Genomic DNA, 25,171 nt, shown 5'->3' with positions numbered 1-25,171 from the left:
AGCTTTGTAGTATTGGCGTGTCTAGCCTTAAATTGTGCATTAGTAGGGTGCGTTAAAGCAGAGCGTAACGCACCGCCAATCAGGTTAAGACGGTGCGTTATACCAATTCACGAAAAAATTGATACAGATAGATTTCTCGTAGGGGCACGGCACTGCCGTGCCCCTACCAACATGTTTGTATCATTATTAAAGTGAAATGGTATTACTTCGTTAACGCACCCTACAAAAATAAAAATCTATTGCAACATTTTAGCCTTGTCACCCCACTACTAACTTGTGTTGTGAACTAAAGTACTAATTTATTTGCTAACAATTTTTGAAATATCCTCTCTTCCCAAGCGGTTGCTGTTTATTGTAGAAACAGGATAAATGTTGCTTGCCCGCACTTATTCCTAAGTACTACCACAACTGTAGGCAAAAATTATGTCAGCACTCCAGTTTCTCTTGCTTGAAGCCAATCCACGTGATGCAGAATTGGTGGAAGCTACGCTGATCGCAGGTGGCATTGACTGCGTATTATTGCAGATAGAAACTTGTGCTGATTTACTTGCAATATTGGAAGCAGACAATGCTATCAACCTGATTTTGGCAGATTATGCGGTGTCTGGTAGTGATGAAATAACGGCACTGACGATCGCTCGTCGTCTACGTCCTGACATACCGTTTATTTTCATCTCTGGTATTTTGGGGGAAGAATTAGCGATCGCCGCCATCCAACAGGGAGCGACAGATTATGTACTCAAGCAGCGGTTAGAACGGTTGGTGTCGGCGGTACAGCAAGCATTGCACACAGCACAAGTACACCGTGAGCAACAGCGAACCCAGGAAGTATTACAAAAAACAGAAGCTTATTTTCGAGCGATCGCTAACTTAGTGCCTGATATGCTGTGGCGCAATGATACCAGAGGTAACACCGCTTGGTATAACCAGCGCTGGTTAGATTATACCGGGCAGACGATGGAAGAAGCACAAGGTTACGGCTGGTTAGAGGTGATTCATCCCGAAGACCGCGCCCAATCCCTCGCTAACTTTCAAAACTCGGTGAATGAGCGCTGTCTCCTCAGACAAGAACACCGCATCCGTGACACCAAAGGCAACTATCGTTGGTTCTTAGTTCAAACCTATCCGGTGCTAGATGCCAACGGCAACATCATTCAGTGGTTTGGCGCCGCTAGTGATATTCATGAGCAGCGTCTAGCGCTGGAGTCGTTACGTGCATCGGAGGAAAAATACCGTACACTCTTCAACATCACCAATCGCAAACTGGCAGAAGAACAATTGCGCCGCGCTGCCAAATTTGATGAATTTCGTGTGGCTCTGAGCGATGCTTTGCGCCCCCTCACCGACCCGATTGAAATTCAAAGGGCGGCGATGCGCGTTATCGGTGAATGTCTGCAACTTGACCGCGTGATGTATGGCGAAATTAATGAGCAGGAAGATGAGTGTGTAATTGCTGATAATTACGTAGCCAACGACGCTCCCAAATTTGTTGGGCGATTCCGCTGCGAAGACTTCGGTCAGATCATCGATAGACTCCGTACTGGCGAAGTGAGTTTCATTTGCGACATGAACGACGATGAAGAGGTGTCAGCATTGGAGCGGCAATCATTTAGTGCCTTCGGCATTTTGGCGGCGATCGGCGTTCCCCTGATTAAAGCTGGACGCTGGGTTTCTACTCTCGGTGCCCATAGTTTTCGCCCCCGGAAATGGAGCGAGGACGATATTCTCTTGCTGCGGGAAACAGCAGAGCGCACATGGGATGCAGTCGAACGCGCCCGCGCCGAAGCCGCCGTCGCCGCCGACCTCGAAGATACCCAGTTATTGCATAATCTGGCGACGCGGCTCGTCAGAGCAGACGACATTGAGACGCTTTATCAAGAGATTGTCACAACCGCGATCGCTCTGATGCGATCAGCTGCTGGCTCATTACAAATTCTGGATGAAGCGACACAGGAACTGGTGCTGCTCGCCACCCAGGGATGTAGTCGTACGTTCGCCGAGCATTTCTATCGCCTTGACGCGAGTTACAGCACCTCTTGTGGAATGGCTCTTTCCCAGGGCAAGCGTGTCTTTGTTAATTTCGATACACCTCTTGATGCCGATAATGATGATGTTAGTAGGCGAATGCATCTGGACGCAGGGCTGGTGTGTGCTCAGTCAACCCCGCTGATTGCTCGTTCAGGTAAAGCCATCGGCATGGTTTCCACCCATTGGAGCGAACACCACCGACTGAGCGATCGCGAACTGCGGTTTCTTGATTTACTCGCCCGCCAAGCCGCCGATGTTCTTGAGCAGCGACAAGCCCAAGCTAAGGAAATGCAACTTATCCAAGAACAAGCAGCCCGTGAACAAGAGCGTCAAAGGGCTGAGTCTTTGGCTGAGTTAGACCGCACCAAAACCGCTTTTTTCAGCAACGTTTCCCACGAGTTTCGCACTCCGCTGACCTTGATACTCAGTTTGTTAGAAGAGGCGTTGTTGAGTTTAAACTCAGAAGACGAGCAAGCAAAATCACCTCCATCCATTGTCCAGGAACAATTACAGGTCGTACACCGCAACAGCCTCCGCCTTTTAAAACTGGTGAATACCCTACTGGATTTTTCCCGCATCGAAGCTGGTCGCCTGAAAACACACTACCAACCTACCAATTTATCTAGTTATACGGCTGAACTGGCAAGTCTTTTCCGCTCGGCAATTGAGAAAGCTAATTTACAATTAATCGTTGATTGTCCTCCCCTCCCCGCACCTGTTGACATTGACCGGGAAATGTGGGAGAAAATTGTCCTCAATCTCCTTTCCAATGCCTTAAAATTTACCTTCGAGGGGAGGATTTCTATCTCCCTTAAAGTCAACACAGCTAACGAAGTAGAATTGATCGTCAGCGACACAGGGGTGGGGATTGTTGAATCAGAACTGCCTCACTTGTTTGAGAGATTCTATCAAGTCAAAGGAGCCAATGGTCGCAGCTACGAAGGTTCAGGCATTGGTTTATCTCTGGTGCAAGAACTGATCAAGCTCCACGGCGGCGCGATCGCTGTCACTAGTGCTGTAGAAGTCGGCACAAGCTTCACTGTTACTATCCCCATCGGCACGGCTCATGCAATTGAAGGAGATACTTCTACACAAGCAGCGACGGCTGTCACGGCGAATGCTTTTGTTGAAGAAGCATGGAGCTGGCTACCTGAAGAAAGCGAGAGCGTTCCCGTTTCCAGTGAGAGTGTTCTCGTTGCAAGTGAGAGCGTTCTCGTTGCAAATGAGACCGTTCCCGTTCCCAGTGAGAGCGTTCTCGTTTCCAGTGAGAGCGTTCCCGTTCCCAGTGAGAGCGTTCTCGTTGCAAGTGAGACCGTTCCCGTTGCAAGCGAGACCGTTCCCGTTGCAAGTGAGACCGTTCAAGCTCAAAACTCCAAGAAAGCACATATTTTGCTCGTGGATGACAATGCTGACATGCGCGATTACGTCCACAGACTCTTAAGCAGTCGTTATGACGTGACTACAGTTGCGGATGGCGTCGCCGCTTTGGCTGCTGCTCAACAGTCATCATTTGACCTCGTGTTGAGTGACATTATGATGCCCAAAATGGACGGATTTGAGTTGCTGCGATCGCTCCGATCTGACCCACACACCCGCGCCATGCCGATAATTTTGCTCTCTGCTCGCGCTGGCGAAGAATCAAGGGTGGAGGGGTTAGAAACTGGGGCTGATGACTACCTAGTTAAACCCTTCTCAGCGCGAGAACTGTTAGCGCGAGTGGATGTCAACATCAAACTAGTACAAATGCGGCGCGAAGCTGTATACAGAGAACAAGTGATGCAGGCAATACAGACGCTGAACGAACGCTTAGAGCAACAAGTAAAAGCCCGCACAGCCCAACTAGAAGCTATTAACCAAGAACTAGAAGCCTTTTCTTCCTTAGTATCCCACGACTTGCGAACACCTTTGCGCTACATCAACAGCTTTGCCGAACGATTGCAAGGCCAGCTCAATTCTACCGCCAATGCATCCAGTTTGCAGACCCTCAACATCATCATCAAATCTGCTCTCCAGGCAGAAAAAATGGTAGATGACCTACTGGAATTTTCGCGCCTAGGACAGACAGAAATGCGTACCACAACGGTTATGATCAGTGAGCTGGTGCAGCAGGTACAGCAACAATTACAACCGGAACTAGTAGAGCGATCGCTCCATTGGCAAATAGAACCATTACCACAGGTCAAAGGCGACCCGGTGCTACTGCGCTTAGTGGTGCAAAACCTGCTGTCAAACGCGGTGAAATACACACGCAATAACACTGAAGCTGCCATCACTATCGGTAGCATTGAACACGAGCTAGAAGTGATTGTTTATGTCAAAGACAACGGTGCAGGATTCGACATGAAATACCGCGATCGCCTATTCAGTATGTTTCAACGGCTGCATTCCCAAGAAGAATTTGCTGGTACCGGCGTCGGTCTAGCCACAGCCCGGCGCATCATTCATCGCCACAGCGGGCGCATCTGGGCAGAAGGAGCCATCAACCAAGGCGCAACATTCTATTTCGCACTCCCGAAGTATTGAGAAGCTGGGGATGGGGGGATGGGGTGATGGGGGGATGGGGGGATGGGGGGATGGGGTGATGGGGGGATGGGGTGATGGGGTGATGGGGTGATGGGGAGACGGGGATTAAAGTTTGAGCCTTTGAGCCTCAAGCGTCAGCCTTTGAACCTCAAGCTTGAACTTCAGAACCCAAAGCTTCCCACATACCCCACCTCCCCACACTCCCCACCTCCCCACCTCCCCACCTCCCCACCTCCCCACACTCCCCACCTCCCCACCTCCCCACCTCCCCACCTCCCCACCTCCCCACACTCCCCACCTCCCCACCTCCCCACACTCCCCACCTCCCCACCTCCCCACACTCCCCACCTCCCCACCTCCCCACCTCCCCACACTCCCCATATGTCAACCCTCCGGTTTCTCTTACTCGAAGACAGTCCCCTGGACGCAGAAGTAATACAATTCACCCTGACAGATGGCGGTGTTGATTGTGAACTGCTGCGGGTGGAAACTCGCGCTGACTTTGTTAGCGCCCTAGAAACCGAAGAGTTTGACTTGATTTTGGCAGACTATTCTTTGCCCGGTTTTGATGGGATCTCGGCTTTGCAAATTGCTCAAAACCTCTACCCTGACACCCCTGTGATTTTCGTTTCTGCCAGTATGGGCGAAGAATTGGTGATTGAGGCTCTCAAACAGGGAGCCACCGACTACGTACTCAAGCAGCGTTTAGGGCGGTTGGTGTATTGTGTGCAGCGAGCACTGCTTTCAGCTCAAGAAAAGCGCGATCGCCGACAAGCCGAAACCCGTCTGAATGTGGTCGCCGCTAACCTACCTCGTGGCGCTCTGTTCATTTTGGATTGTAATTTGCGCTACCTGTTAGCGGAAGGCCAAGCCCTGCAATTAGCGGGAATGACCACAGAAAACTTTGTCGGTAAAACCATCTGGGAAGCCTTGGAACCCGCCCTCGCCAGCAGTTATGAACCATACTTCCGTCAAGCTCTCAACGGCGAATCATATACCTTAGAGCATTTCAGCCACGGACGTCACTTTGTTTCCCACGGCACCCCATTACGCAGCGATCGCGGTGCGGTGGATGGTGTGCTGGCGATGTCCTATGACATTAGCGATCGCAAACAAACTGAAACGGCTCTCAGGGAAAGTGAAGCTCGCTTGCAGTTAATGATGGCTAGTGCCAAAGAATACGCGATTTTGACCGTTGATGCCGACGGGGTGATTACCAGTTGGAATGCGGGCGCTGAAAACTTGTTGCAGTATTCTGCTGCTGAAATCATCGGTCGCAACAGTCGCATTTTTTACACCCCGGAAGATAACGCCAAAGACCGAGCGGGGAGGGAGTTGCAGAAAGCCCAAAAACAAGGACAGGCGGAAAATGAATGTTGGCATGTACGCAAAGATGGCAGCCGCTTTTGGGGTAGTGGTTTTGTCATGCCCCTACGGGATGACACAGAGCAGGTGCAGGGATTTATCAAAATCATGCGGGATGTCACCTCCCAGCGACAAGCAGAAGAACGCTTGCGGTTGCTGTATGAAATCACCAGCGACCTCCTAGCGGTCGAGCAACCGATGACGCTGATGGACAAAATCTTTCGCAGGCTCTCACCCCAGCTAGGGTTGGACTATTATTACAACTACATCGTTGAGCAAAAAGATAACCGTCCCAGCTTGCATTTGCAAAATTATCAAGGCATTACACCAGAAATAGCCGAGGCTTACGAGTGGGTAGAATTTGGAAACTATCTCTGCGGTTGGGTAGCCCAAACAAAACAGCAAATTGTGCTCAACCAAGCCCAAATTGCGACTTATCCTCATGCCCAAACCATCCATTCCTTGGGTTTCACTGCTTATATCAGTCAACCATTAATCGTGCAGGAACGGTTATTAGGAACCATCTCTTTTGCTAGCAGCAGCCGTCCTCACTTCACCTCAGCCGAAATTGACTGGCTGGAATTGATATCTGAGCAAATGGCGATCGCCCTGGATCGAGCCAACCTGATGGCGTCCGTTCAAGAGCACGCAGCACAATTACAACGAGCCAACAAAGTCAAAGATGAGTTTTTAGCGGTGCTGTCCCATGAATTGCGATCGCCCCTCCACGCCATCTTAAGCTGGACAAGCTTGCTACAAATGGGCAGACTCGACGCCAACCGCCAACGGGAAGGACTAGCAACAATTGAGCGCAATGTGAAAGTACAATCACAATTAATTGAAGATTTGCTAGACATTTCTCGGATTATCCAGGGCAAACTTTCCTTGACAGCTGCTCCCGTTGATTTAGCTTTCGTGATTTCTGCAGCTATGGAAACAGTGCGTTTATCAGCCCAAGCCAAGAATATTGAGATCCACACAATTCTCGAACCAACAGCACCTATTTCTGGGGACGCCGCTCGTTTACAGCAAGTGGTGTGGAACCTGCTCGCCAACGCAGTTAAATTCACACCGCCTCATGGACAAGTGATAGTAGAATTAAAACAAATTGACAGCATAGCGCAGATTCAGGTAATCGATACCGGCAAAGGCATACAACCGCAATTTCTGCCTTATGTATTTGAATATTTCCAGCAAGAGGATGGCTCCACAACTCGCAAATTTGGGGGCTTGGGATTAGGACTAGCGATCGTCCGACAAATTGTAGAAATGCATGGTGGTACAGTCCAAGCAGAAAGCTTAGGAGAGAATCAGGGCGCCACCTTCACAGTGCGAATTCCCATTTGGAACCAGTCAGCAGCAACCGTACCAGAGTCAGCCCAACCCCCAACACAGAGCACCGACAAACCCTTAAACAATTTGCAAATTTTAGTTGTGGACGACGACAGCGATACCCGCAAATTTCACACATTTTTGTTAGAAGAACAAGGCGCCAAAGTCACAGCCGTAGCCTCCGCGCCAGAAGCACTACAAGCGTTTGACACTTTTATTCCCGACTTACTGCTCAGTGACATAGGAATGGCCGAAATAGACGGCTACATGCTCATTGAGCAGATTCGTTCCCGCCCACCCAACCGAGGCGGAACCATCCCAGCGATCGCCCTCACCGCTTATGCTGCAGACATCGACCAAGAAAAAGCCCTAGCATCCGGGTTTCAAACCCACATCGCCAAACCATTAGAACCAAAAGAATTAGTCAAAAAAATTATCAACCTGCTTTCAAAATAGGAAATGGGGAGTGTGGGGTGATGAGGTGGTGGGGTGATGGGGTGATGGGGAGTGTGGGGTGATGGGGTGGTGGGGTGATGGGGTGATGGGGTGGTGGGGAGATATAGCAGTAGCCACATAGGTTATACCGTTTCTTTGTGAAGCGGCATAGATTTACCCCCCGGCTACGCCGTCCCCCCTTGCCAAGGGGGGACTACAGGGGGGTATTATTATGTGCATCTTCATATGGAATTGGTATTAGGACAGGAATTAAAGATAAAACACTTACACGAAGCGACTTTCAACCCTGTTAAGAGTTAAGAGTTCCCTACTCCCTGCTCCCTGTTAAGAGTTCCCTGCTATATTTTGACAACCTCAACACCCAAAACAAAAAAGAGGCCTAGCTAGACCTCTCTTTAACTCCCTAAAATAATCTTCTATTTATAGAAATTATTGCAACCCAGCGTTAGCGCCTTGCTTACCAGTTGCTAATTCTACTTTGATAATTTTACCGCCCGCTTTTTGAATGCGTTGCTGTTCACGGAACCAGTTTTCATAAGGAACTAATTTAGTGAAGAAAGTGTTTTGTAGTTCGCGTTGGGTACGAATCCGGGTTTGGCTGGGAACGCAAGCCGTAATTTTAAACAACCGGGCCATGATGTCGGAGCTCCTGTAGTGATGATGAAAACTTCTTATTTCAAAATCTTGAGTGCAAATCTTTAAAAGTTAATCTCTCCAAGGCTGGAAATCAAGCATCAATACTAGACCGCTAACACTCATCAATGTATCTAATTGCAGATAAGCAATAAAACGTCCTAGCACTCACGATTGATTTCCAGACCTTAATCAAGCCGCACCTAAAATTTTAAGTGCTTTCCTAGCTTTTAGCTCAAGCCAGAGGAGATATAGTCTAAGTAAACACCGATTTCTTTGCCAGCTTCAGAACCGACTAGACCAGCGGTTACTTCTTTGATTGCTTGGATAGCTTGTACGGTAGCACCGACGGGCACACCCAAGGAATTGTAGGTTTCTTTCAAGCCATTTAGCACGCGCTCATCCAAAATGGAAGCGTCGCCAGCCAACATAGCATAGGTAGCATAACGGAGGTAGTAGTCCAAATCGCGGATGCAAGCAGCATAGCGACGGGTGGTGTACATGTTACCACCGGGACGGGTGATGTCAGAATATAGCAAAGATTTTGCTACAGCTTCTTTAACGATCACAGCAGCGTTAGCACTGATGGTACCAGCAGCGCGTACACGGAGGTCGCCACTGGAGAAATAACCTTTGAGTTTTTCGATAGCAGCATTATCAAGATATTTACCTTGAACGTCTGCGGCGTTAATTACAGCGGTAATTGCGTCTTGAGCCATTGTTGTTAATTCCTTATTTCCAACCGTATTACAATGCTTCTGGTTCAGTAGGGAAACAGCTTCACCCTACAGTAAGGCGCCAACTACGTAGTCGAAGTAAGAGCCAGCTTCTGCTGCGTCTTCAGCAGACAATAGGGAAGCAGCAACGCTCTTCAATCCACGAACGCCTTCTGCAACGCCTTCGATGGGGGTCCCTAAGGATTTGTACATTTCGCGTACACCCACGATACCGATTTCTTCGATGGGGGTGACGTCACCAGCAACAACTCCGTAGGTGACTAAGCGGAGGTAGTAATCCAAGTCACGCAAGCAGGTAGCGGTCAATTCTTGACCGTAAGCGTTTCCACCGGGAGAAACTACATCAGGGCGCTTTTGGAACAGTTGTTCACCAGCTTGTTTAACAAGGCGCTCACGGTTGTCTGTTAAAACTTGAGCAATCCGCAGACGGCGTTCGCCGGTGCTAACAAAGCTCTTGATCCGATCTAGTTCGCCAGGGCTGAGGTAGCGAGCTTCTGCATCAGCATTCACGATGGACTTCGTGACGATACTCATGAATGGATTCCTCCAAAATACGAATGAAACCAGGATTTTAATGAAGTCGGTGTGAGTTTAAATTCAGTAGCTGATCTTTACCTCTTTTGTTTCACTTTAGACAAAACAGTTGACAAACTGCTATGACTAATGCTGTATCCAAAACTGGAGTTAATTAAGACTACAGATGCTTGTAAACTCATCTCCCTTCCGCTGAATATTCTCCGGCATTCTGTTGAGCATTTATGACTGCTCTTAATGTTTTGTAATATTTATTTTCAGATTTACGTGATTTTGGCAATCTGAAAGTACCTTTGCGGAAGGTTGGGGAATAAGGTAGAGGGTAGGGGATGAGAGAAATATTTTCCCTCACCCCTAGCCCCTAGCCCCTAGCCCCGGAATGATGAGGAGCGCTGATAAGGCACTACATCTTCACCAAAGTAGCGAGCATACTCTGGGCTATCAACGATCGCTTTCACAGCGGCTTTCCAACCACTATCCACCAGCAGCATCTCATACTGGCGAATTTCGCCTTGATCTGCGGGTGTACGTCCCAACAGATGACGGAATAGATATTCCACTACCTTGGTATGGGGATAAGGCTGACAGAAGCGTTGGTGATAGATTTCTGAGCTAGCCAGTTCGCGGACAAATTCCCTCACGGAAATTTCTCCGTTTTGCAGTTGACGATCCAACTCAGGGCGACGGTAATCATCAGGTACTTGAGAGCCAAATAAATCTAATACTTGACAGTACGCAGCATCAATGACTACTTGTCTTTCCGATACAGTTGAGCCGTCCATCAAGCGGTAAATCCGGGCTGGTTGGCGGCGGTGTGTATCTACACCCTCTACTGCATAAGCGCTAGAGCGAGCTAGTTCCACAAATAATGGGTTGGTTTTATCCGCACCATTAGCTGTAGTTAAATCTGCGATCGCCTTTGCTATCAGCGGTGTTTGGGCTGAATCAATCCGGGTTTGTACCGTCTTAAAGCTAGGTACTACCACATCATCATTTTGCTTGGTCAGCTGGTTATACAGCTTTTCGGTGTTGGGGAAGTTCGCTGCTGGTAGAGTTGGGAAGCGGCGGTAAGGTACTGTATCCTCACCAAATACCTCACGATACTCTGCACTGCTTACCAAGGCACCAATAAAGGCACGAATTCCTTTAGTAGCCAAAATTTGGTTATATTTGCGGATTTCGGCTTGGTCTAATGGGGCGCGTCCTAGGAAGTGCTTGGTTCCCAGTTCAATCACCTTGGTATTAGGATAAGGCGTGTAGAACTCTTTTAGGTACAGGTTAGAGTAACCTAAACCTTCAATAAATTCTTTTACGGTAATTTCACCGTTGCCCAATTTGCTCTCTAATGCACTGAATTCGTTTGTGGTGATGTAGGGGGCGATATCGCGCTCGAATATTTGGCGATAAGCAGCACTGATCAAAGTTTTGAGAGCTACTTTGTCGCTGAGGTTCGCCACCAACTTGAACACTTTAACCCGTTCCCGTTGTTTGTTCACACCTTGATTGATGCGGAACTGGATATCAGGCTCTGTGCGGTTTTCGGTGACAGCACCCAAAGCCACAAACCTTGGTGCTTCTTCCTTCTGGATTCTGGGGGTGATATCTTCCCGAATACTACCAACACGCAAGCGGCGCAATGCTTCACCACCCGGAGTCAGATAACGTTCGTAAGGAACTGTATCTTCGCCAAAAGCTTCTGTGTATTCCACAGACTCGATAATCGCATCCACTACAGCATAAAAGCCCTTTTTGGAAGCGATATCAAAATACTTGTTATTTTCTTGACGACCGTAGGTAGGACGACCCAACAAGCGACGGTGTGTGTATTCAATCGCTTTACAAACATACAGCGGCGTCCAGTACATGCTGCGGAATAAATCCGACTTGGCCAGAGCACGGACAAATTCCCTCACGGAAATCTCGCCGTTTTCCAGCTTGATTTCTAATACTTTCTGACGCTGACCTTCGTAGACATCACGACCGAAAACTTGGAGGTAAATCGCTCTGATGACTGCTTGTGTGGTGGTTTCCGAGAACTTCACACTTGCACCCTTACCGACCTTTTTCCCGACGGTGCGAGGAACTTGGTCTAACTTGAACACCTTGGGCCCAAGAGTTCCAGGAGCTGCGCCCCGGGCTTGAGGATTGCTATTTTGGTTATTAATCCCCGGCCCTTGGTGAATCAGAATCCGCTTGGTATCCTTGGCAAATGGCGCTGGGCTGGTGCTGGGGTTGCGAGTTTCTTTCGGGAAAATAGCCCCAAACTGAATTTCCAGCGGATCATTACCAGAACCATAGGGATGCTGGTCGGGTAGTGGGCGATCGTAAGCTGCAAAGGTCGTGATAAACTGAGGGATCTTGCGGAAAGGCGCACTGAAGTTAAACAGGTCTTGCTGCGGCCCCCAGTTGCGACATTCTTGAGCTTCTTGACCCAAACCCCGGAGGTAAGGTACTGTCTCTTCACCAAAATAGTCGCTGTATTCGGCAGAATCTACTAAAGCATCGACCAAAGCCGACAAACCACCCTTAGAAATAATGGCGAAGTATTTTTGTACTTCTTCTCGGCTACTAGGCCCCCGTCCCAAAATATGACGGAAAGCTAGTTCGATGACTCGGCTGTTAATAAAAGGCTGGTAAAACTGTTTTTGGTAAAGAGGAGATTTTGCTAGACGACGAACAAACTCTTTCACAGAGATGTCGCCATTTTTAACCTTTGATTCGAGATCAGAAATCGACAAGCTATAAGCACGAGAGATATCGCGCTCAAAAATTTGCCGATAAGCTGCTTTAATTACTTCACCTTTTTCGGTAGTTGACAACCCAGGTTTCATCACAAACTTGGGACGTCTTTCGGCTGCGTTGAAGTAAATTTGAGGTAGTTTTAAACCTTGCTGGTCACTGGAAGGACGTTGACGCAGTTTCTGAGAAGGCGTTGGTGTCTGAAATTCAGTCAACAACACATCCATGTATTGAGAAACAATCTCCGTCGCCACGGCATCCTTGCGGAAAAATGAAAGTGACGCTGCTTTAATTTCTTGTAAAGCCACCAATGTCGCTTCTGTAGAACAAGCACTTTCAATAATTTCCCGCAAACCCCTAGTATTCACAGCGATAATATTGGGGTCGCCAGCCACGATCGCATAAGTAGCATAACGCAAGAACCAGGATAAATCCCGCAGGCTCTTAGCTGTGTTACTTGGGCCGTAACGAGCAATGTTGATTGGTCTGAAGCCAGGGGGTACCGGGCCGCTGCTTGAGGTGTTAAAAATGGAGCGCAAATTTTCTAGAAATCCGCCACGACTTTCAACATAAGTGACAGTTCCTAGCTTCATGCCTTCTGTGACATTTGCGCCAGTAGTAACCGCCGCTACCAATTCTGGCTCTCTGGGTTTTTCCAAGAAAGCCATTGGTGAACCACCAACAAAAATTCTGTTAGCAGCCCGAGATACGATAATCTCGGAATTTTCCGTGAGGGTCTGGGCAATTTCTAGACGCTTTGCTCCAGATGCAAAATAGCTTGCTAGTTCATTCAATTCGCCATTTCCCAAGAAACGGTCTTGCTGTTCCGCTTGAGAAATTGTCGCTACAGCTAGGGTTTGATATAGTTGCGGACGCGCAACTGAGCTTCCACCACTTGCCTTAACACTCATCGGATTTGTAAAACTCCCATCATAATTTTATGTGTTAAGTCTGGGTTGCTTTGAGGCTTGACACATCAATGTAGTCATGCTTTAACAGTACCGTCTTCAAAACTGCCAGTAAATTAACCCAGTCAGCTTTTAGATTAGAACGTTTTGCGGTAACGCTGGTGATTTATTAAGAATTATGTATAACCTCCAGCCAGGATCTGCTCATTTGCGAAACTCATTACCTCAGCTTTTCTGAGATTTAGTCTAAGTTTTGTATCCATCAATCACAAAACAGGATGCTGGGTGTAGAGTGTGGGTTATCGTTTCCTCATGCCTCCACAATTGAGGAAATCAGGGTGCTAGTTGGGTTAATGTTGGCTTCAAAATTCATTCACTGAAAACTCAAATGCTCGAAAGTAACAAATTTAACTTGATATACTCTGCTGCTATTTCCGCCCTCGCCCTGAGTTTAGCGATCGCACCCGCCCACGCCCTACCAGGACAAAGTATCAAAACTGTCTTAACTTGGGCAAAAACAAAACCCCAACTACCTGCTTTGGTGTATAGCAGCGAAGCTCGTGGCTATAATGGCACTAAGAAAAATCTGTATTTCTACGTAGCCGTACCTTCCCAGAACGGCACTGTAACCAAAGAAGGAATCACTGTTAGTGGTGACTCCAGCATCAAATTCACCAAGAAAAATGCTAAAGCCGTCAAATTAGTTCAAGATATTTACACTGCGAATATTAGCAATGACTTTCAAAAATCTAAACTGTTGACAACTGTTGGTCGAGATCAGTTTTATCAAGGGCAAAAGTACGGTTATATTGCTGCTGAAGTCGAGGGTGGAACTAATCTACAAATAATTAAACTTAATGATTTACAAGGCGCTATCAAGAACGCCAAATTTTGCCAAACCAATCAATGTGATATTTAAAAATCATTCAGTTTGAATGATCGCTCACGCCTAATGTGAATTAAAAGCTTGAATTTGGTAGGGTGCGTTGTCGCAAAGCGCAACGCACCGCCAATGAGGTCAAGACGGTGCGTTATAACTCCAGCGCTACTTCCAGGACTAAAGTCCTGACTACGAACTAAAGCTTATAGTAGATTTAACGTAATCAGAAAGACGCAAGTTTTTCAGCATTTTTTGCTAAATTTTCAAGTATCTAAAAATTACTTATTCTAGATATAGAATTTCGTCTATTCACAATCATAATACGACCTGCTTTTGTTCAAAATTACGGCAATGCTGAGACAAATCCGGAAAAATTAGTCATTTTTTATACGATTTTTGCATAAAGCCAAAAAAATCTAATTTTTCATGAAGTAGATTTTTATACAATCGAACAATATTCAATAAATGATACATTTAATCTCACTCTTTCTAAGAGTTAATACTGAAATTAACTTAGATTTGTCACAATTATTTCCATGAAATTGACCACAAAACTTGGCATCATGGCTGCTAGCGTCGCCCTTTCCCTAGGTGCTATTGGCGCTAAATCGGCAGAAGCAGCAAGTATTGAATTCCTGAGTCAATCAGGCAATCAATTCGATTATGCTCTGAGATACGACTCTGCTAACGCTGATGATAAAGAACAAATAGGTGTAGGTTCGCTGTTCGGTTTATTTGGATTGTCTGGTGTATATGATGTAACAACTAACAGACCAGACAGATTAGCCGTGTTGTTTCAATCAGACAGCGAAGTAATCCTTGAAACTATAGGAGCAGATGTATACGGTGATCCGGGTGAACTATCTACTGGTAGATTTCTTTTTTCCATATTCAGTACTTCTACTACACTGGGTTTGATTGATTGGGGGGTCGCACGCGTCAGTACACTTTCCACAGATGGTGTGTTTGATTTGATGGAAGTAAACGATAACGGTGAGGATATATTCGTTACATTAGATGGTGTGTTTGATTTGATGGAAGTAAACGATAACGGTGAGGATACATTCGTTACATTCTTTGAGGGTCAAACTCTAGGGCCAGTGACGCCTGTTCCCGAACCCATGACAATGAGCGCCACAGCAGCGGCTATTGGCTTCGGCGCCTGGATGAAGCGCAAACAAGCAGCTGCCAAAAAAGCCGACAATTAACCTCTACTATCGAGAATACCCCAATGGCGACGCTATTTGTTCTTGACTTTAGGCGATCGCCATCGAGTTTTTTAAATTTTTATGACTGAATCAAAGCTTTATTTTCATAAAGTTAACAGAAAACGGGCGATCGCTATCTCCTCGCAGCCAAATTTCCCATATGTCACTTGGGGATGCCGTCCATAAGACAGATTCGTAAATTTAAGTTAAGGTAGATGATGTAAAGCCTCAAAACATCGCTGCATAACGATGTTGTCTGCTGACAAGCTACAACACAGATCAGGTCATCTTTACCAGCCTTGACACCGCACACCACAGGGTTACAGCATCCATCATTCTATCTGCGTGAAAAAAACTTGTTGCCCAGGAAACTGTAGCGCAATACACCTCTTCATCACCATAACTAGGCAACGACAACAAGTTAATTGTTTTTTTCTAAAGTATTGTTACCGCATCGTGATATGATTCAGCTGACTGAATGTGCAGTCATTATCCTTAACTGTACTGGTTTCAAGTCCCGTGAGCTTGTCAGAAGAATCAACTGCACCAACCCCGACAACACAACAAGATGCTAAAACTGATTCTGGAGACGCAGAATCAGGCAAATCCATGCAAGAGTTCCATCAACTTTACCAGAAGTTGTTAGTAATCACACTTGTTTTGACGGGAATTATTTTCATCTGTGTGTGGATTTTTTATTCTCTCAACATTGCTCTCAATTATTTGATTGGAGCGTGTACAGGTGTGGTTTACTTAAGAATGCTGGCCAAAGATGTTGAGCAACTCGGTGGTGAGAAAAGGCAACTGAGCAAAACTCGTTTTGCTCTATTTATTGGGTTGATTGTATTAGCAACTCAATGGCGTGAATTACAGATTGTACCCATATTTTTGGGATTTCTAACTTACAAAGCCACGCTTCTCGTCTACATGGTGCAAACTGCGTTCCTTCCTGATTCTTAAACACTCAGGCTCACAAAGACAATCATCCCATCCTCGCTCGTTGGGGAAAATGCTTGAAGAATGCAAATGCTTAGTGTCCTAAACGCCTTTAATTCTTTTCCCCTCGCCGAATTAGAAGTAGGTCATCACCTCTACTGGCAGTTGGGTAATCTGAAAATTCATGGGCAAGTTTTTCTCACCTCATGGTTTGTCATCGGCTTGCTCGTAATAGCGTCCATAGCTGCTACACGCAACGCCCAAAGAATTCCCAGCGGCATCCAAAATTTAATGGAATATGCCCTAGAATTTATTCGGGATCTGGCAAAAAACCAACTTGGTGAGAAAGAGTACCGCCCTTGGGTGCCATTCATCGGCACATTGTTCTTGTTCATTTTCGTATCGAACTGGTCAGGCGCCCTCATTCCCTGGAAGCTGATCAAGCTACCATCAGGTGAATTAGCAGCCCCAACAAATGACATCAATACGACTGTGGCATTAGCACTGCTAACCTCCTTAGCGTACTTTTACGCAGGTTTTAGCAAAAAAGGTTTGGGTTACTTCAAAAAGTATATCGAGCCAACACCGGTTCTATTGCCCATCGCCATTCTTGAAGATTTCACCAAGCCCCTCTCCCTCAGCTTCCGTTTATTTGGCAATATATTAGCGGACGAGTTGGTAGTAGCGGTGCTGGTACTGCTGGTTCCTCTATTTATACCTCTACCAGTCATGGCGTTAGGCTTATTTACCAGTGCCATTCAAGCTCTGGTTTTTGCTACCCTAGCTGGGGCATATATTCATGAGGCACTAGAGGGACACGGTGGAGAAGAGCATGAGGAGCATTAAGCTTCTCAGTTGATAGCACAGTTCCGACGAGCATATATGCTCAAAATCTCGCCAAGCGCGATTCAAAGAACTCGGTGCAGCGTGAAAAACACGTTTCTAGTCGTTAACGTATTTTTGTAGTTCTGTATTCAAAGCAAGGAAAATCAACATGGATCCATTAGTTTCTGCTGCTTCAGTTCTGGCTGCTGCTCTAGCAATCGGTTTAGCTGCAATTGGTCCTGGTATTGGTCAAGGAAATGCTGCAGGTCAAGCAGTAGAAGGTATCGCCCGTCAACCCGAAGCAGAAGGAAAAATTCGGGGTACTCTGCTATTAACCTTGGCTTTCATGGAATCTCTGACAATCTACGGTCTAGTTATCGCCTTGGTGTTGCTATTTGCTAACCCCTTCGCATCCTAAGACCTGAAAATTTTGGCGCCGGAAAATTTTGGCGAATGTGGAGACGTGAACCATCACGCCTCTACAGTCAAAAAATTTCATGCATTGACAGATGCAGACGCCATCTGACTTGCATAAGTCTGAAGTTTATGGAAGTAGTTTTATACTTCATACTTCAGTCCTCATTTGAGATTTGTTGACCATAAGTCAATAAAATATCAAAAGTTGAAAAATGTTGCTAGCCATGAAAACTGCTACTCCAGCCACAAAGGAGAGAAATGTTTGATTTCAATGCTACCTTGCCCTTAATGGCATTGCAGTTCCTGCTATTGGCAGCTTTGTTGAATGTAATTTTCTACAAGCCATTGACCAAGGTACTGGACGAGCGCGATAGTTACATCCGCACAAATACCCTGGAAGCAAAGGAAAGCTTGGCAAAAGCAGAACGCCTAGCCAAAGAATATGAGCAGCAACTAGCAGAAGCTCGCCGACAATCGCAAGCAACTCTAGAAGCAGCTCAGGTTGAAGCCAAGAAAATTACAGCCGAAAAAATCGCCGAGGCTCAAAAAGAAGCCCAATTCCAGCGAGAAGAAGCTGCTAAAGAAATAGAAAAACAAAAGCAGGAAGCTTTGCAAACCTTAGAGCAGCGAGTTGATGCTCTCAGTAGACAGATTCTAGAAAAACTATTGGGAACAAGTGCAGTTAGGTAATCTAACAACACAGGTTCCAAAAAACATACACGCAACTGGGCACTGATCTCAGAGCGCTTAATTAAGTGTCAAAAAACGGCACTTTTTCCCTTCGGGGAAAGGCGATTGATTTCCCAGAAGGGAAAATACATTGTATTAGCAAGCGAGCAGCGCACTTGTAAATGGGTATCATGGGCACAATCTTATTACTTGCCACAGAAGCGCACGCTGTTCACTCTGAGTTGGCAGAAGGCGCAGCCGAAGGCGGTTTCGGTCTAAACATAGACATTTTAGAAACCAATCTCATTAACCTAGCGATTCTCGTAGGCATATTATTCTACTTCGGACGTAAAGTTTTAACCAATATCCTGAACGAGCGACAATCCAATATTGCCACCGCCATTCAGGAAGCAGAAGGGCGCTTAAAAGAGGCAAAGATCGCCCTCTCCCAAGCACAAGAGCAGTTAACTCAGTCTCAAGCTGAGGCCCAACGCATCCGCAAATCTGCTGAAGAAAATGCCCAAAAAGTCAAAGAAGCTTTGTTAGCGAAAGCAGCACAAGACGTAGAACGCTTAAGACAAACAGCAGCAGCAGACTTAAACACCGAAACAGAACGAGTCATAGCTCAACTCCGTCAGCGGGTAGTTGCTCAAGCGTTGCAGAAAGTCGAATCGGAACTCAAAGGTGGGATAGCTGAAAATACCCAGCAAAGTTTAATTGAGCGCAGCATCGCACAACTGGGAGGCCAAGCATGACAAGTAAGGTAGCAACAGTCGAAGTCGCCCAGCCTTATGCACAGGCCCTATTGTCCATCGCCCAGTCAAAAAACTTGACAGAAGAGTTTGGGGAAGATGCGCGGGTTTTGCTGAGTCTGCTCTCAACTCAACCAGAATTACGGAACTTTATCGACAATCCGTTTATTCAGAGCGAGAACAAAAAAGCCCTAATTAAACAGATCCTCGGTGAAGGTGCCAACCAATACCTACGCAATTTTTTGCTGGTCTTGGTAGATAAAAGACGCATCATGTTCTTGGAACCGATTTTACAACAGTATCTGGCCTTGTTACGGCAGTTGAATCAAACTGTGTTAGCGGAAGTCACTTCAGCCGTTACCCTCACAGAAGCTCAACAGCAAGCAATCACTCAAAAAGTGATCGCCATCACCGGTGCTCGTCAGGTAGAACTAGAAGCCAAGATAGACAGCGACTTGATTGGTGGCGTGATCATTAAAGTCGGTTCTCAAGTAATTGACGCCAGCTTGCGAGGTCAGTTACGTCGCCTAGCCCTGCGTCTCACTAGCAGCTAGAAAGACAAATAAAGGATGAAGTGTGAAGTATGAAGTATGAAATAAACTCACCGATTCTGCGATTAGGCTGAAAGAAAAAAAACAAGAAAATTCTTTGGCTGTTTCGCCCATTAAGCACTTGGTATGTAGTAATTTTTTCATCTTCCATGCTTACTACTTCAAAACTTTATTCGCAACCCTAGACCCTAATTCCCTGAATCCTTCTCGAAAGCACACAAACATAGACACATGAGCATTTCTATCAGACCTGACGAAATCAGCAGTATCATCCAACAGCAAATCGAGCAATACGACCAAGAAGTCAAAGTTGCCAATGTTGGTACAGTGTTACAAGTGGGTGACGGTATCGCCCGGATTTATGGACTGGAAAAAGCAATGGCTGGTGAGCTATTGCAGTTTGAAGATGGGACAGTTGGTATCGCCCAAAACCTAGAAGAAGACAACGTGGGCGCCGTACTCATGGGTCAAGGGCTAAATATTCAAGAAGGTAGTTCTGTTACAGCCACTGGTAAAATTGCCCAGATTGGTGTAGGAGAAGCCTTGATTGGAAGAGTCGTAGACGCTCTGGGTAGAGCGATAGATGGTAAGGGAGAAATTAAAGCCACAGAATCTCGGTTGATTGAATCCCCCGCACCCGGTATTATTGCACGTCGTTCCGTACATGAACCCATGCAAACGGGTATCACCGCTATCGACTCGATGATTCCCATCGGTCGCGGTCAGCGGGAATTGATCATTGGCGACCGTCAAACTGGTAAAACAGCGATCGCTATTGACACCATCATCAACCAAAAATCAGAAGATGTAATTTGTGTCTACGTCGCCATTGGTCAAAAAGCCTCCACCGTGGCTAACGTAGTGCAGACATTGCAAGAAAAAGGCGCTCTCGATTACACTGTCGTCGTCGCCGCTAACGCCAGTGACCCAGCCACCCTACAATTCCTCGCTCCTTACACAGGCGCCACAATTGCTGAATACTTCATGTATAAAGGCAAAGCTACCCTGGTAATTTACGATGACCTCTCCAAGCAAGCCCAAGCTTATCGCCAAATGTCCTTGCTGTTGCGTCGTCCACCAGGACGGGAAGCTTACCCCGGAGACGTATTCTACATCCACTCCCGCTTGTTAGAAAGAGCCGCTAAATTGAGTGACGAACTGGGTAAAGGTAGCATGACCGCCTTACCAATCATCGAAACTCAAGCTGGTGACGTTTCTGCATACATCCCCACCAACGTCATTTCCATCACCGACGGTCAGATATTCCTCTCTTCTGACTTGTTCAACGCTGGTATCCGTCCCGCTGTAAACCCTGGTATCTCCGTATCCCGTGTGGGTTCTGCGGCTCAAACCAAGGCGATGAAAAAAGTGGCTGGTAAGATCAAATTGGAACTAGCACAATTTGACGATCTCCAAGCCTTCGCTCAATTCGCTTCCGACTTGGATAAAGCTACCCAAGACCAACTAGCACGGGGTCAACGGTTACGGGAACTTTTGAAGCAGCCCCAAAATGACCCCCTCTCCGTATACGAACAAGTGGCAATTCTCTACGCTGGTATCAACGGTTACTTAGATGATATCCCTGTAGAAAAAGTTACTACCTTCACTAGAGGGTTACGTGAGTATTTAAAGACAGGAAATACTCAGTATGCACAAGCAGTGCAAACCTCAAAAGCATTGGGTGAATCAGAAGAAGCTGCCTTGAAGACAGCATTGACTGAGTATAAAAAAGTATTCCAAGCTGCGTAATTTAGTCATTAGTTATTAGTCATTGGTCATTTAGAAACGACTAATGACTAATGACAAAGGACAAATGACTAAGGACAAAGGATAAAATTATGCCCAATCTCAAAGCAATACGCGATCGCATTCAGTCGGTCAAAAACACCAAAAAAATCACAGAAGCCATGCGGCTGGTGGCTGCTGCTAGGGTGCGTCGCGCCCAAGAGCAAGTAATCGCTACCCGCCCCTTTGCTGACCGCTTGGCTCAAGTACTATACGGTTTACAAACCCGGTTGCGGTTTGAAGATGCAGATTTACCCCTACTGAAAAAACGCGAAGTGAAAACAGTGGGGCTGTTAGTAATTTCAGGCGATCGCGGTTTATGCGGCGGTTACAACAGTAACGTCATCCGTCGTGCAGAAAATCGCGCCAAAGAATTGCAAGCAGAAGGCATCAATTATGAATTTGTACTGGTAGGACGCAAAGCTATCCAGTATTTTCAACGCCGCAACCAGCCAATTGATGCTACCTACAGCGGTTTAGAACAAATTCCTACCGCAGCAGAAGCTAACCAAATTGCCGACCAACTACTATCTTTGTTTTTGTCAGCAAGTGTAGACAAGATTGAGTTAATATACACCAAATTTGTCTCTTTAGTTAGTTCTCGTCCTGTAGTCCAAACCCTGCTTCCCCTCGATCCGCAAGGATTGGAAGCAGGAGATGACGAAATTTTCCGCTTGACAACCCGTGGCGGTCAATTTCAAGTCGAACGGGAGAAAGTGACGACCGCACCTCGTGCTTTACCTCGTGACATGATTTTCGAGCAAGACCCCGTGCAAATTCTTGATTCCTTGCTACCGTTGTATCTGAGTAATCAGCTACTCCGGGCACTACAAGAATCAGCCGCTAGCGAACTAGCAGCGCGGATGACAGCCATGAACAACGCCAGCGACAACGCCGGTGAGTTGATTAAAACCCTGTCATTGTCCTACAACAAAGCGCGACAAGCCGCTATTACTCAAGAACTGCTAGAGGTTGTAGGTGGAGCAGAAGCTTTAACTTAAGGAATTAGTTAATTGCTAACTATAACTAATAGCTAATTGCTGGTGATTTGAAAACTAGCGATTAGCTATTTTTATTTTTGAAGAAGAAAAAAATTAAAAATAAAGGTGATGTTGCTATTGCAAACTATGGCAGGGAACAGCTTAACTTAATAGTAAAAGTGCTACCTATACCAAATTCACTTTGCACATCTATGCTGCCCTGATGTGCTAAAACAATTGCTTGGGCGATCGCTAATCCCAATCCAGAACCGCCAGTGCTACGGGAGCGATCGCTATTTACTCGATAGAAGCGGTCAAAAATTCTAGTCAAATCATGCTGCGGAATACCAATACCCGTATCTTGAACCTGAATCACAGCATAATGGTCACTGCGATCTAGACAAACGGTTATCTTTCCTCCTTTTGGTGTGTATTGAATTGCATTGATAATTAAGTTAGAAAACAGGCGATAAAGCTGATCTGCATTACCAATGACATCTAAAGAAGTTGACACCCGTACTGAAGATGTTAATGTTACATCAGATGTGATCGCCAAGGCGGCAAATTCCTCTATTAAGTCGTTAACAATATCATCCAAGCAGCAAATGTCTCGTTGCATTGGTGCTGGTTGACGATCTAGACGAGTTAACAGCAACAAATCTGTAACCAGCGTTGTGAGTCGCTGATTTTGACGCTGTAGAGTTTGCAGAATGTCCCGCGCCTCTATTTCATCTATTTGGGGTATCAAAAGGGCTGATTCTACCGTCGCTTGTGTTGCTGCTAAAGGTGTTCGTAATTCGTGTGCAGCATCGGCTGTAAATTGTTGAATTTGTCTATATGAGCGATAAATTGGCTGCATTGCTAAAAGAGCTAACCACCAACTAGCAACACCAACCAGAACTATGATCATTGGTAATCCCAATCCTAAAGTTAGTTTCACAGCCACAAGATAACTGTTGAAATCTGCCAGACTTCGCCCTACTTGAATGTAACCCCAATCACGATTTTCTTGGGTGTGCAAAACAAAAGAAATTTGGTGGTAGAAGTGTCCTTTGCTGTCTTTGAGAGTTTGCCAAAGTTCCTTGTTAAAGGCTACGGCTAATCCATCTGGATAAGTTCCGGCTAGAGCAATCAAGCGTCCAGAATTATCGAAAAAACGCACATAATAATTACCTTGATTGATAGCGCTTAAAATATGGCGTTTGGAACTTAATTGCTCTTGAATGCAGCTTTTATCAATTACACAAATATTGGGTAAAAGCTGCTGTATAACTGGTTCTAATTCACCGGGTTGTTGTAATTTTAGTTCAATACTGTCGTGCAGTGTCCCAGCAACAGACTCCAGTTCTCGATCTAATGTCATCCAATGGGCATGGGAAATCGCTCTGTAGATACCAAATCCGCACAAGCTTAAAATCAAAGCCATAACGAGCGCATACCACAATGCTAAACGCAGGCTGGTCTGCTTAAACAGTTTATTTTGATTCATGGCGTGAGATTGAGACGATATCCTGTACCATGCAAAGTTTCAATCATATTCCCGCACCCACTATTAGCTAGTTTGCGACGCAGCAAACGCATTTGCGCTGCAACCACATTACTAATGGGTTCTGCACTCACCTCCCAAAGCTGATTGCGAATTTGTTCAGTAGTTACAATTTGGTTTGGGTGTTTCATAAAATACTCTAGTAGCTGAAACTCTTTATTAGTTAGGGAAATCTCCTGTTTATCACCTGCAATATTTTGACTAACAACCATATTGTTACCGTAATCAAGAGTCAGGTTGCCAACAGTTAATTCTTGGGGCTGAAATTGGGGCGATCGCCTCTGCAATGCCCGCAATCTAGCCAGTAATTCTGCCATGCCGAATGGCTTTACCAAGTAGTCATCTGCACCCGCATCCAGCCCCGTAACTTTATCTTCCATCCCCAAATTTTGTAGCGTGGGTGGAGCGATAACTTCGTTAAGCTACGCTAACGCACTCTCTTCTGCATCTCCCTGTTGAAGAGCGATCGCTTGTCGTTTGCTATTTGCAAATAATAAACCTCTTGCAAAAGTACCTTTTCTACTCTCTGTTCTCCTTCGGGTGACGCTCGTAAACTCGCTACCGCTACGCTAACACCAGTTGCTCATGGGGGAAACCCCCAGACGCTCGATGACTCGCTAACGCTGCGCTATCGCCCTTGGCGTCTCCCCTTGGGAGAAGACCGCGCTGGTTCACCTGTTAAGAGTTAAGAGTTCCCGACTTCTGCAAGAAGTCTAATGGCGATCGCACCGCAAACAATTCTCCATCAATAATTTCATAACGAATCCATTCGTTATCAGGTAACGCCGCCACGTCTTGAATTGTCCAGCGAACTCTGCCTGTAGTCTGGCTCATGACAGTTAAGGGTGCGGAATGAAAGTTGAATATTTCTTTGTCATCTTGTAACACATTACCACCACCGCGAACTATAATAGAGATTGTGAAGCGCATGGGTCCGTCACGGTTTCGACAGGTTGGCGAACGCTGCTCTGTGATTCAGGTCGAGAGTGAGTCTCCTCTCGCAAATCAAAGGCTCAAACAAAAAGTAAATGCGAATAACATCGTTAAATTTGCTCGTCGGGAAGCTCTAGTAGCAGCCTAAAACACCTCTTACAGGTTCGAGCGTCTTTAGTTTGACTCCGTTAAGGACTAAAGACCAACCCCCAACGGATGCTCTAGCAAGTGTTCTCTGATTGGCTTGCTAGCTAAGACTTAATCAGAGCATCCTACGTTCGGGATAATGAACGATTCCCGCCTTGAGGGTCAGAAAGGCTAAACCTGTGAATGAGCGGGGGGTCAATACCCAATTTGGACAGCAGTTCGACTCTGCTCGGATCCACTAAAGATAACAAACAAGTCCACCTACACTGTATTGTGTGAGGTGGATT

At 46.2% G+C, this 25,171-nt stretch carries 19 protein-coding genes, 1 other RNA gene and 1 pseudogene; 13 read left to right on the top strand and 8 right to left on the bottom strand.

The window, feature by feature from the left end; genetic code table 11:
- The first annotated feature begins 423 nt into the window (after window positions 1-423).
- Both MIC7126_RS28660 and MIC7126_RS32010 read left to right on the top strand, forming a co-directional pair.
- Window positions 424-4,551, top strand: coding sequence for an ATP-binding protein (locus MIC7126_RS28660; protein WP_017654411.1), 4,128 nt, complete (start codon window positions 424-426; stop codon window positions 4,549-4,551).
- A 90-nt stretch (window positions 4,552-4,641) separates the two neighbouring features.
- Complete coding sequence (locus tag MIC7126_RS32010) at window positions 4,642-7,704, top strand: response regulator (protein ID WP_238553648.1); 3,063 nt, start codon at window positions 4,642-4,644, stop codon at window positions 7,702-7,704.
- On the opposite strand, the gene MIC7126_RS32280 is transcribed toward MIC7126_RS32010, so the two are convergent.
- The 5 genes from MIC7126_RS32280 to MIC7126_RS0117210 all read right to left on the bottom strand — a co-directional run bounded on the left by MIC7126_RS32280 (window position 7,696) and on the right by MIC7126_RS0117210 (window position 13,258).
- On the bottom strand, window positions 7,696-7,821 hold the full coding sequence (locus MIC7126_RS32280) for a hypothetical protein (RefSeq protein WP_274517491.1): 126 nt from the start codon (window positions 7,819-7,821) through the stop codon (window positions 7,696-7,698). The genes MIC7126_RS32010 and MIC7126_RS32280 overlap by 9 nt on opposite strands.
- Window positions 7,822-8,133: 312 nt before the next feature.
- The gene (locus tag MIC7126_RS0117225) at window positions 8,134-8,340 is read right to left on the bottom strand and encodes a phycobilisome linker polypeptide (protein WP_017654408.1); all 207 of its coding nucleotides are present in this window, start codon (window positions 8,338-8,340) and stop codon (window positions 8,134-8,136) included.
- A gap of 227 nt (window positions 8,341-8,567) precedes the next feature.
- Window positions 8,568-9,056, bottom strand: a complete 489-nt coding sequence (gene apcB / locus MIC7126_RS0117220; protein WP_017654407.1) for an allophycocyanin subunit beta — start codon at window positions 9,054-9,056, stop codon at window positions 8,568-8,570.
- A 66-nt stretch (window positions 9,057-9,122) separates the two neighbouring features.
- Window positions 9,123-9,608, bottom strand: coding sequence for an allophycocyanin subunit alpha (gene apcA / locus MIC7126_RS0117215; RefSeq protein ID WP_017654406.1), 486 nt, complete (start codon window positions 9,606-9,608; stop codon window positions 9,123-9,125).
- A 368-nt stretch (window positions 9,609-9,976) separates the two neighbouring features.
- The gene (locus MIC7126_RS0117210) at window positions 9,977-13,258 is read right to left on the bottom strand and encodes a phycobilisome rod-core linker polypeptide (RefSeq protein WP_017654405.1); all 3,282 of its coding nucleotides are present in this window, start codon (window positions 13,256-13,258) and stop codon (window positions 9,977-9,979) included.
- A gap of 385 nt (window positions 13,259-13,643) precedes the next feature.
- On the opposite strand from MIC7126_RS0117210, the gene MIC7126_RS0117205 reads away from it, so the two are divergent.
- The 10 genes from MIC7126_RS0117205 (at window position 13,644) to MIC7126_RS0117160 (ending at window position 22,279) form a co-directional block, all read left to right on the top strand.
- Window positions 13,644-14,174 (top strand): hypothetical protein, encoded by a 531-nt coding sequence (locus MIC7126_RS0117205; protein ID WP_017654404.1) that lies wholly within the window; start codon window positions 13,644-13,646, stop codon window positions 14,172-14,174.
- Between the two features lie 497 nt (window positions 14,175-14,671).
- On the top strand, window positions 14,672-15,343 hold the full coding sequence (locus MIC7126_RS0117200) for a PEP-CTERM sorting domain-containing protein (protein WP_017654403.1): 672 nt from the start codon (window positions 14,672-14,674) through the stop codon (window positions 15,341-15,343).
- 519 nt (window positions 15,344-15,862) lie between these two features.
- On the top strand, window positions 15,863-16,303 hold the full coding sequence (locus MIC7126_RS0117195; protein WP_017654402.1) for an ATP synthase subunit I: 441 nt from the start codon (window positions 15,863-15,865) through the stop codon (window positions 16,301-16,303).
- A 60-nt stretch (window positions 16,304-16,363) separates the two neighbouring features.
- Entirely contained in the window at window positions 16,364-17,125 is a 762-nt protein-coding gene (atpB, locus tag MIC7126_RS0117190; protein ID WP_017654401.1) for a F0F1 ATP synthase subunit A, read from the top strand.
- Between the two features lie 148 nt (window positions 17,126-17,273).
- On the top strand, window positions 17,274-17,522 hold the full coding sequence (gene atpE / locus MIC7126_RS0117185; protein WP_017654400.1) for an ATP synthase F0 subunit C: 249 nt from the start codon (window positions 17,274-17,276) through the stop codon (window positions 17,520-17,522).
- Between the two features lie 257 nt (window positions 17,523-17,779).
- Window positions 17,780-18,211: a F0F1 ATP synthase subunit B' gene (locus tag MIC7126_RS0117180; RefSeq protein WP_017654399.1), complete on the top strand. Its 432-nt coding sequence runs from the start codon at window positions 17,780-17,782 to the stop codon at window positions 18,209-18,211.
- A gap of 161 nt (window positions 18,212-18,372) precedes the next feature.
- Window positions 18,373-18,945 carry a F0F1 ATP synthase subunit B gene (locus MIC7126_RS0117175; RefSeq protein ID WP_017654398.1) on the top strand — a complete coding sequence of 191 codons (573 nt, stop codon included), beginning with the start codon at window positions 18,373-18,375 and terminating at the stop codon, window positions 18,943-18,945.
- Complete coding sequence (gene atpH / locus MIC7126_RS0117170) at window positions 18,942-19,496, top strand: ATP synthase F1 subunit delta (RefSeq protein ID WP_017654397.1); 555 nt, start codon at window positions 18,942-18,944, stop codon at window positions 19,494-19,496. Before MIC7126_RS0117175 ends, atpH begins: the two co-directional genes overlap by 4 nt.
- Before the next feature lie 228 nt (window positions 19,497-19,724).
- Entirely contained in the window at window positions 19,725-21,242 is a 1,518-nt protein-coding gene (gene atpA / locus MIC7126_RS0117165) for a F0F1 ATP synthase subunit alpha (protein ID WP_017654396.1), read from the top strand.
- 89 nt (window positions 21,243-21,331) lie between these two features.
- Entirely contained in the window at window positions 21,332-22,279 is a 948-nt protein-coding gene (locus MIC7126_RS0117160) for a F0F1 ATP synthase subunit gamma (RefSeq protein WP_017654395.1), read from the top strand.
- A gap of 124 nt (window positions 22,280-22,403) precedes the next feature.
- On the opposite strand, the gene rppB is transcribed toward MIC7126_RS0117160, so the two are convergent.
- From rppB to MIC7126_RS29960, 3 genes and pseudogenes are all read right to left on the bottom strand, one after another.
- A complete protein-coding gene (gene rppB, locus MIC7126_RS0117155; RefSeq protein ID WP_017654394.1) occupies window positions 22,404-23,747 on the bottom strand; it encodes a two-component system sensor histidine kinase RppB in 1,344 nt (447 codons plus the stop codon).
- Window positions 23,744-24,184: pseudogene (locus MIC7126_RS27815) on the bottom strand (winged helix-turn-helix domain-containing protein); the annotation flags it as partial. The gene rppB and the pseudogene MIC7126_RS27815, both read right to left, overlap by 4 nt.
- Before the next feature lie 298 nt (window positions 24,185-24,482).
- Window positions 24,483-24,734 carry a hypothetical protein gene (locus MIC7126_RS29960; RefSeq protein ID WP_017654392.1) on the bottom strand — a complete coding sequence of 84 codons (252 nt, stop codon included), beginning with the start codon at window positions 24,732-24,734 and terminating at the stop codon, window positions 24,483-24,485.
- Here MIC7126_RS29960 and ssrA point away from each other — a divergent pair.
- Window positions 24,735-25,125, top strand: a transfer-messenger RNA (tmRNA) gene (gene ssrA, locus MIC7126_RS28870). It abuts the gene before it with no gap.
- The last annotated feature ends 46 nt before the right edge of the window (window positions 25,126-25,171 follow it).

Source organism: Fortiea contorta PCC 7126, assembly GCF_000332295.1.
Classification (GTDB): Bacteria; Cyanobacteriota; Cyanobacteriia; order Cyanobacteriales; family Nostocaceae; genus Fortiea; species Fortiea contorta.
Note: the sequence above shows the minus strand (reverse complement) of the source record. Positions and strands in the feature narration are given on the sequence as shown.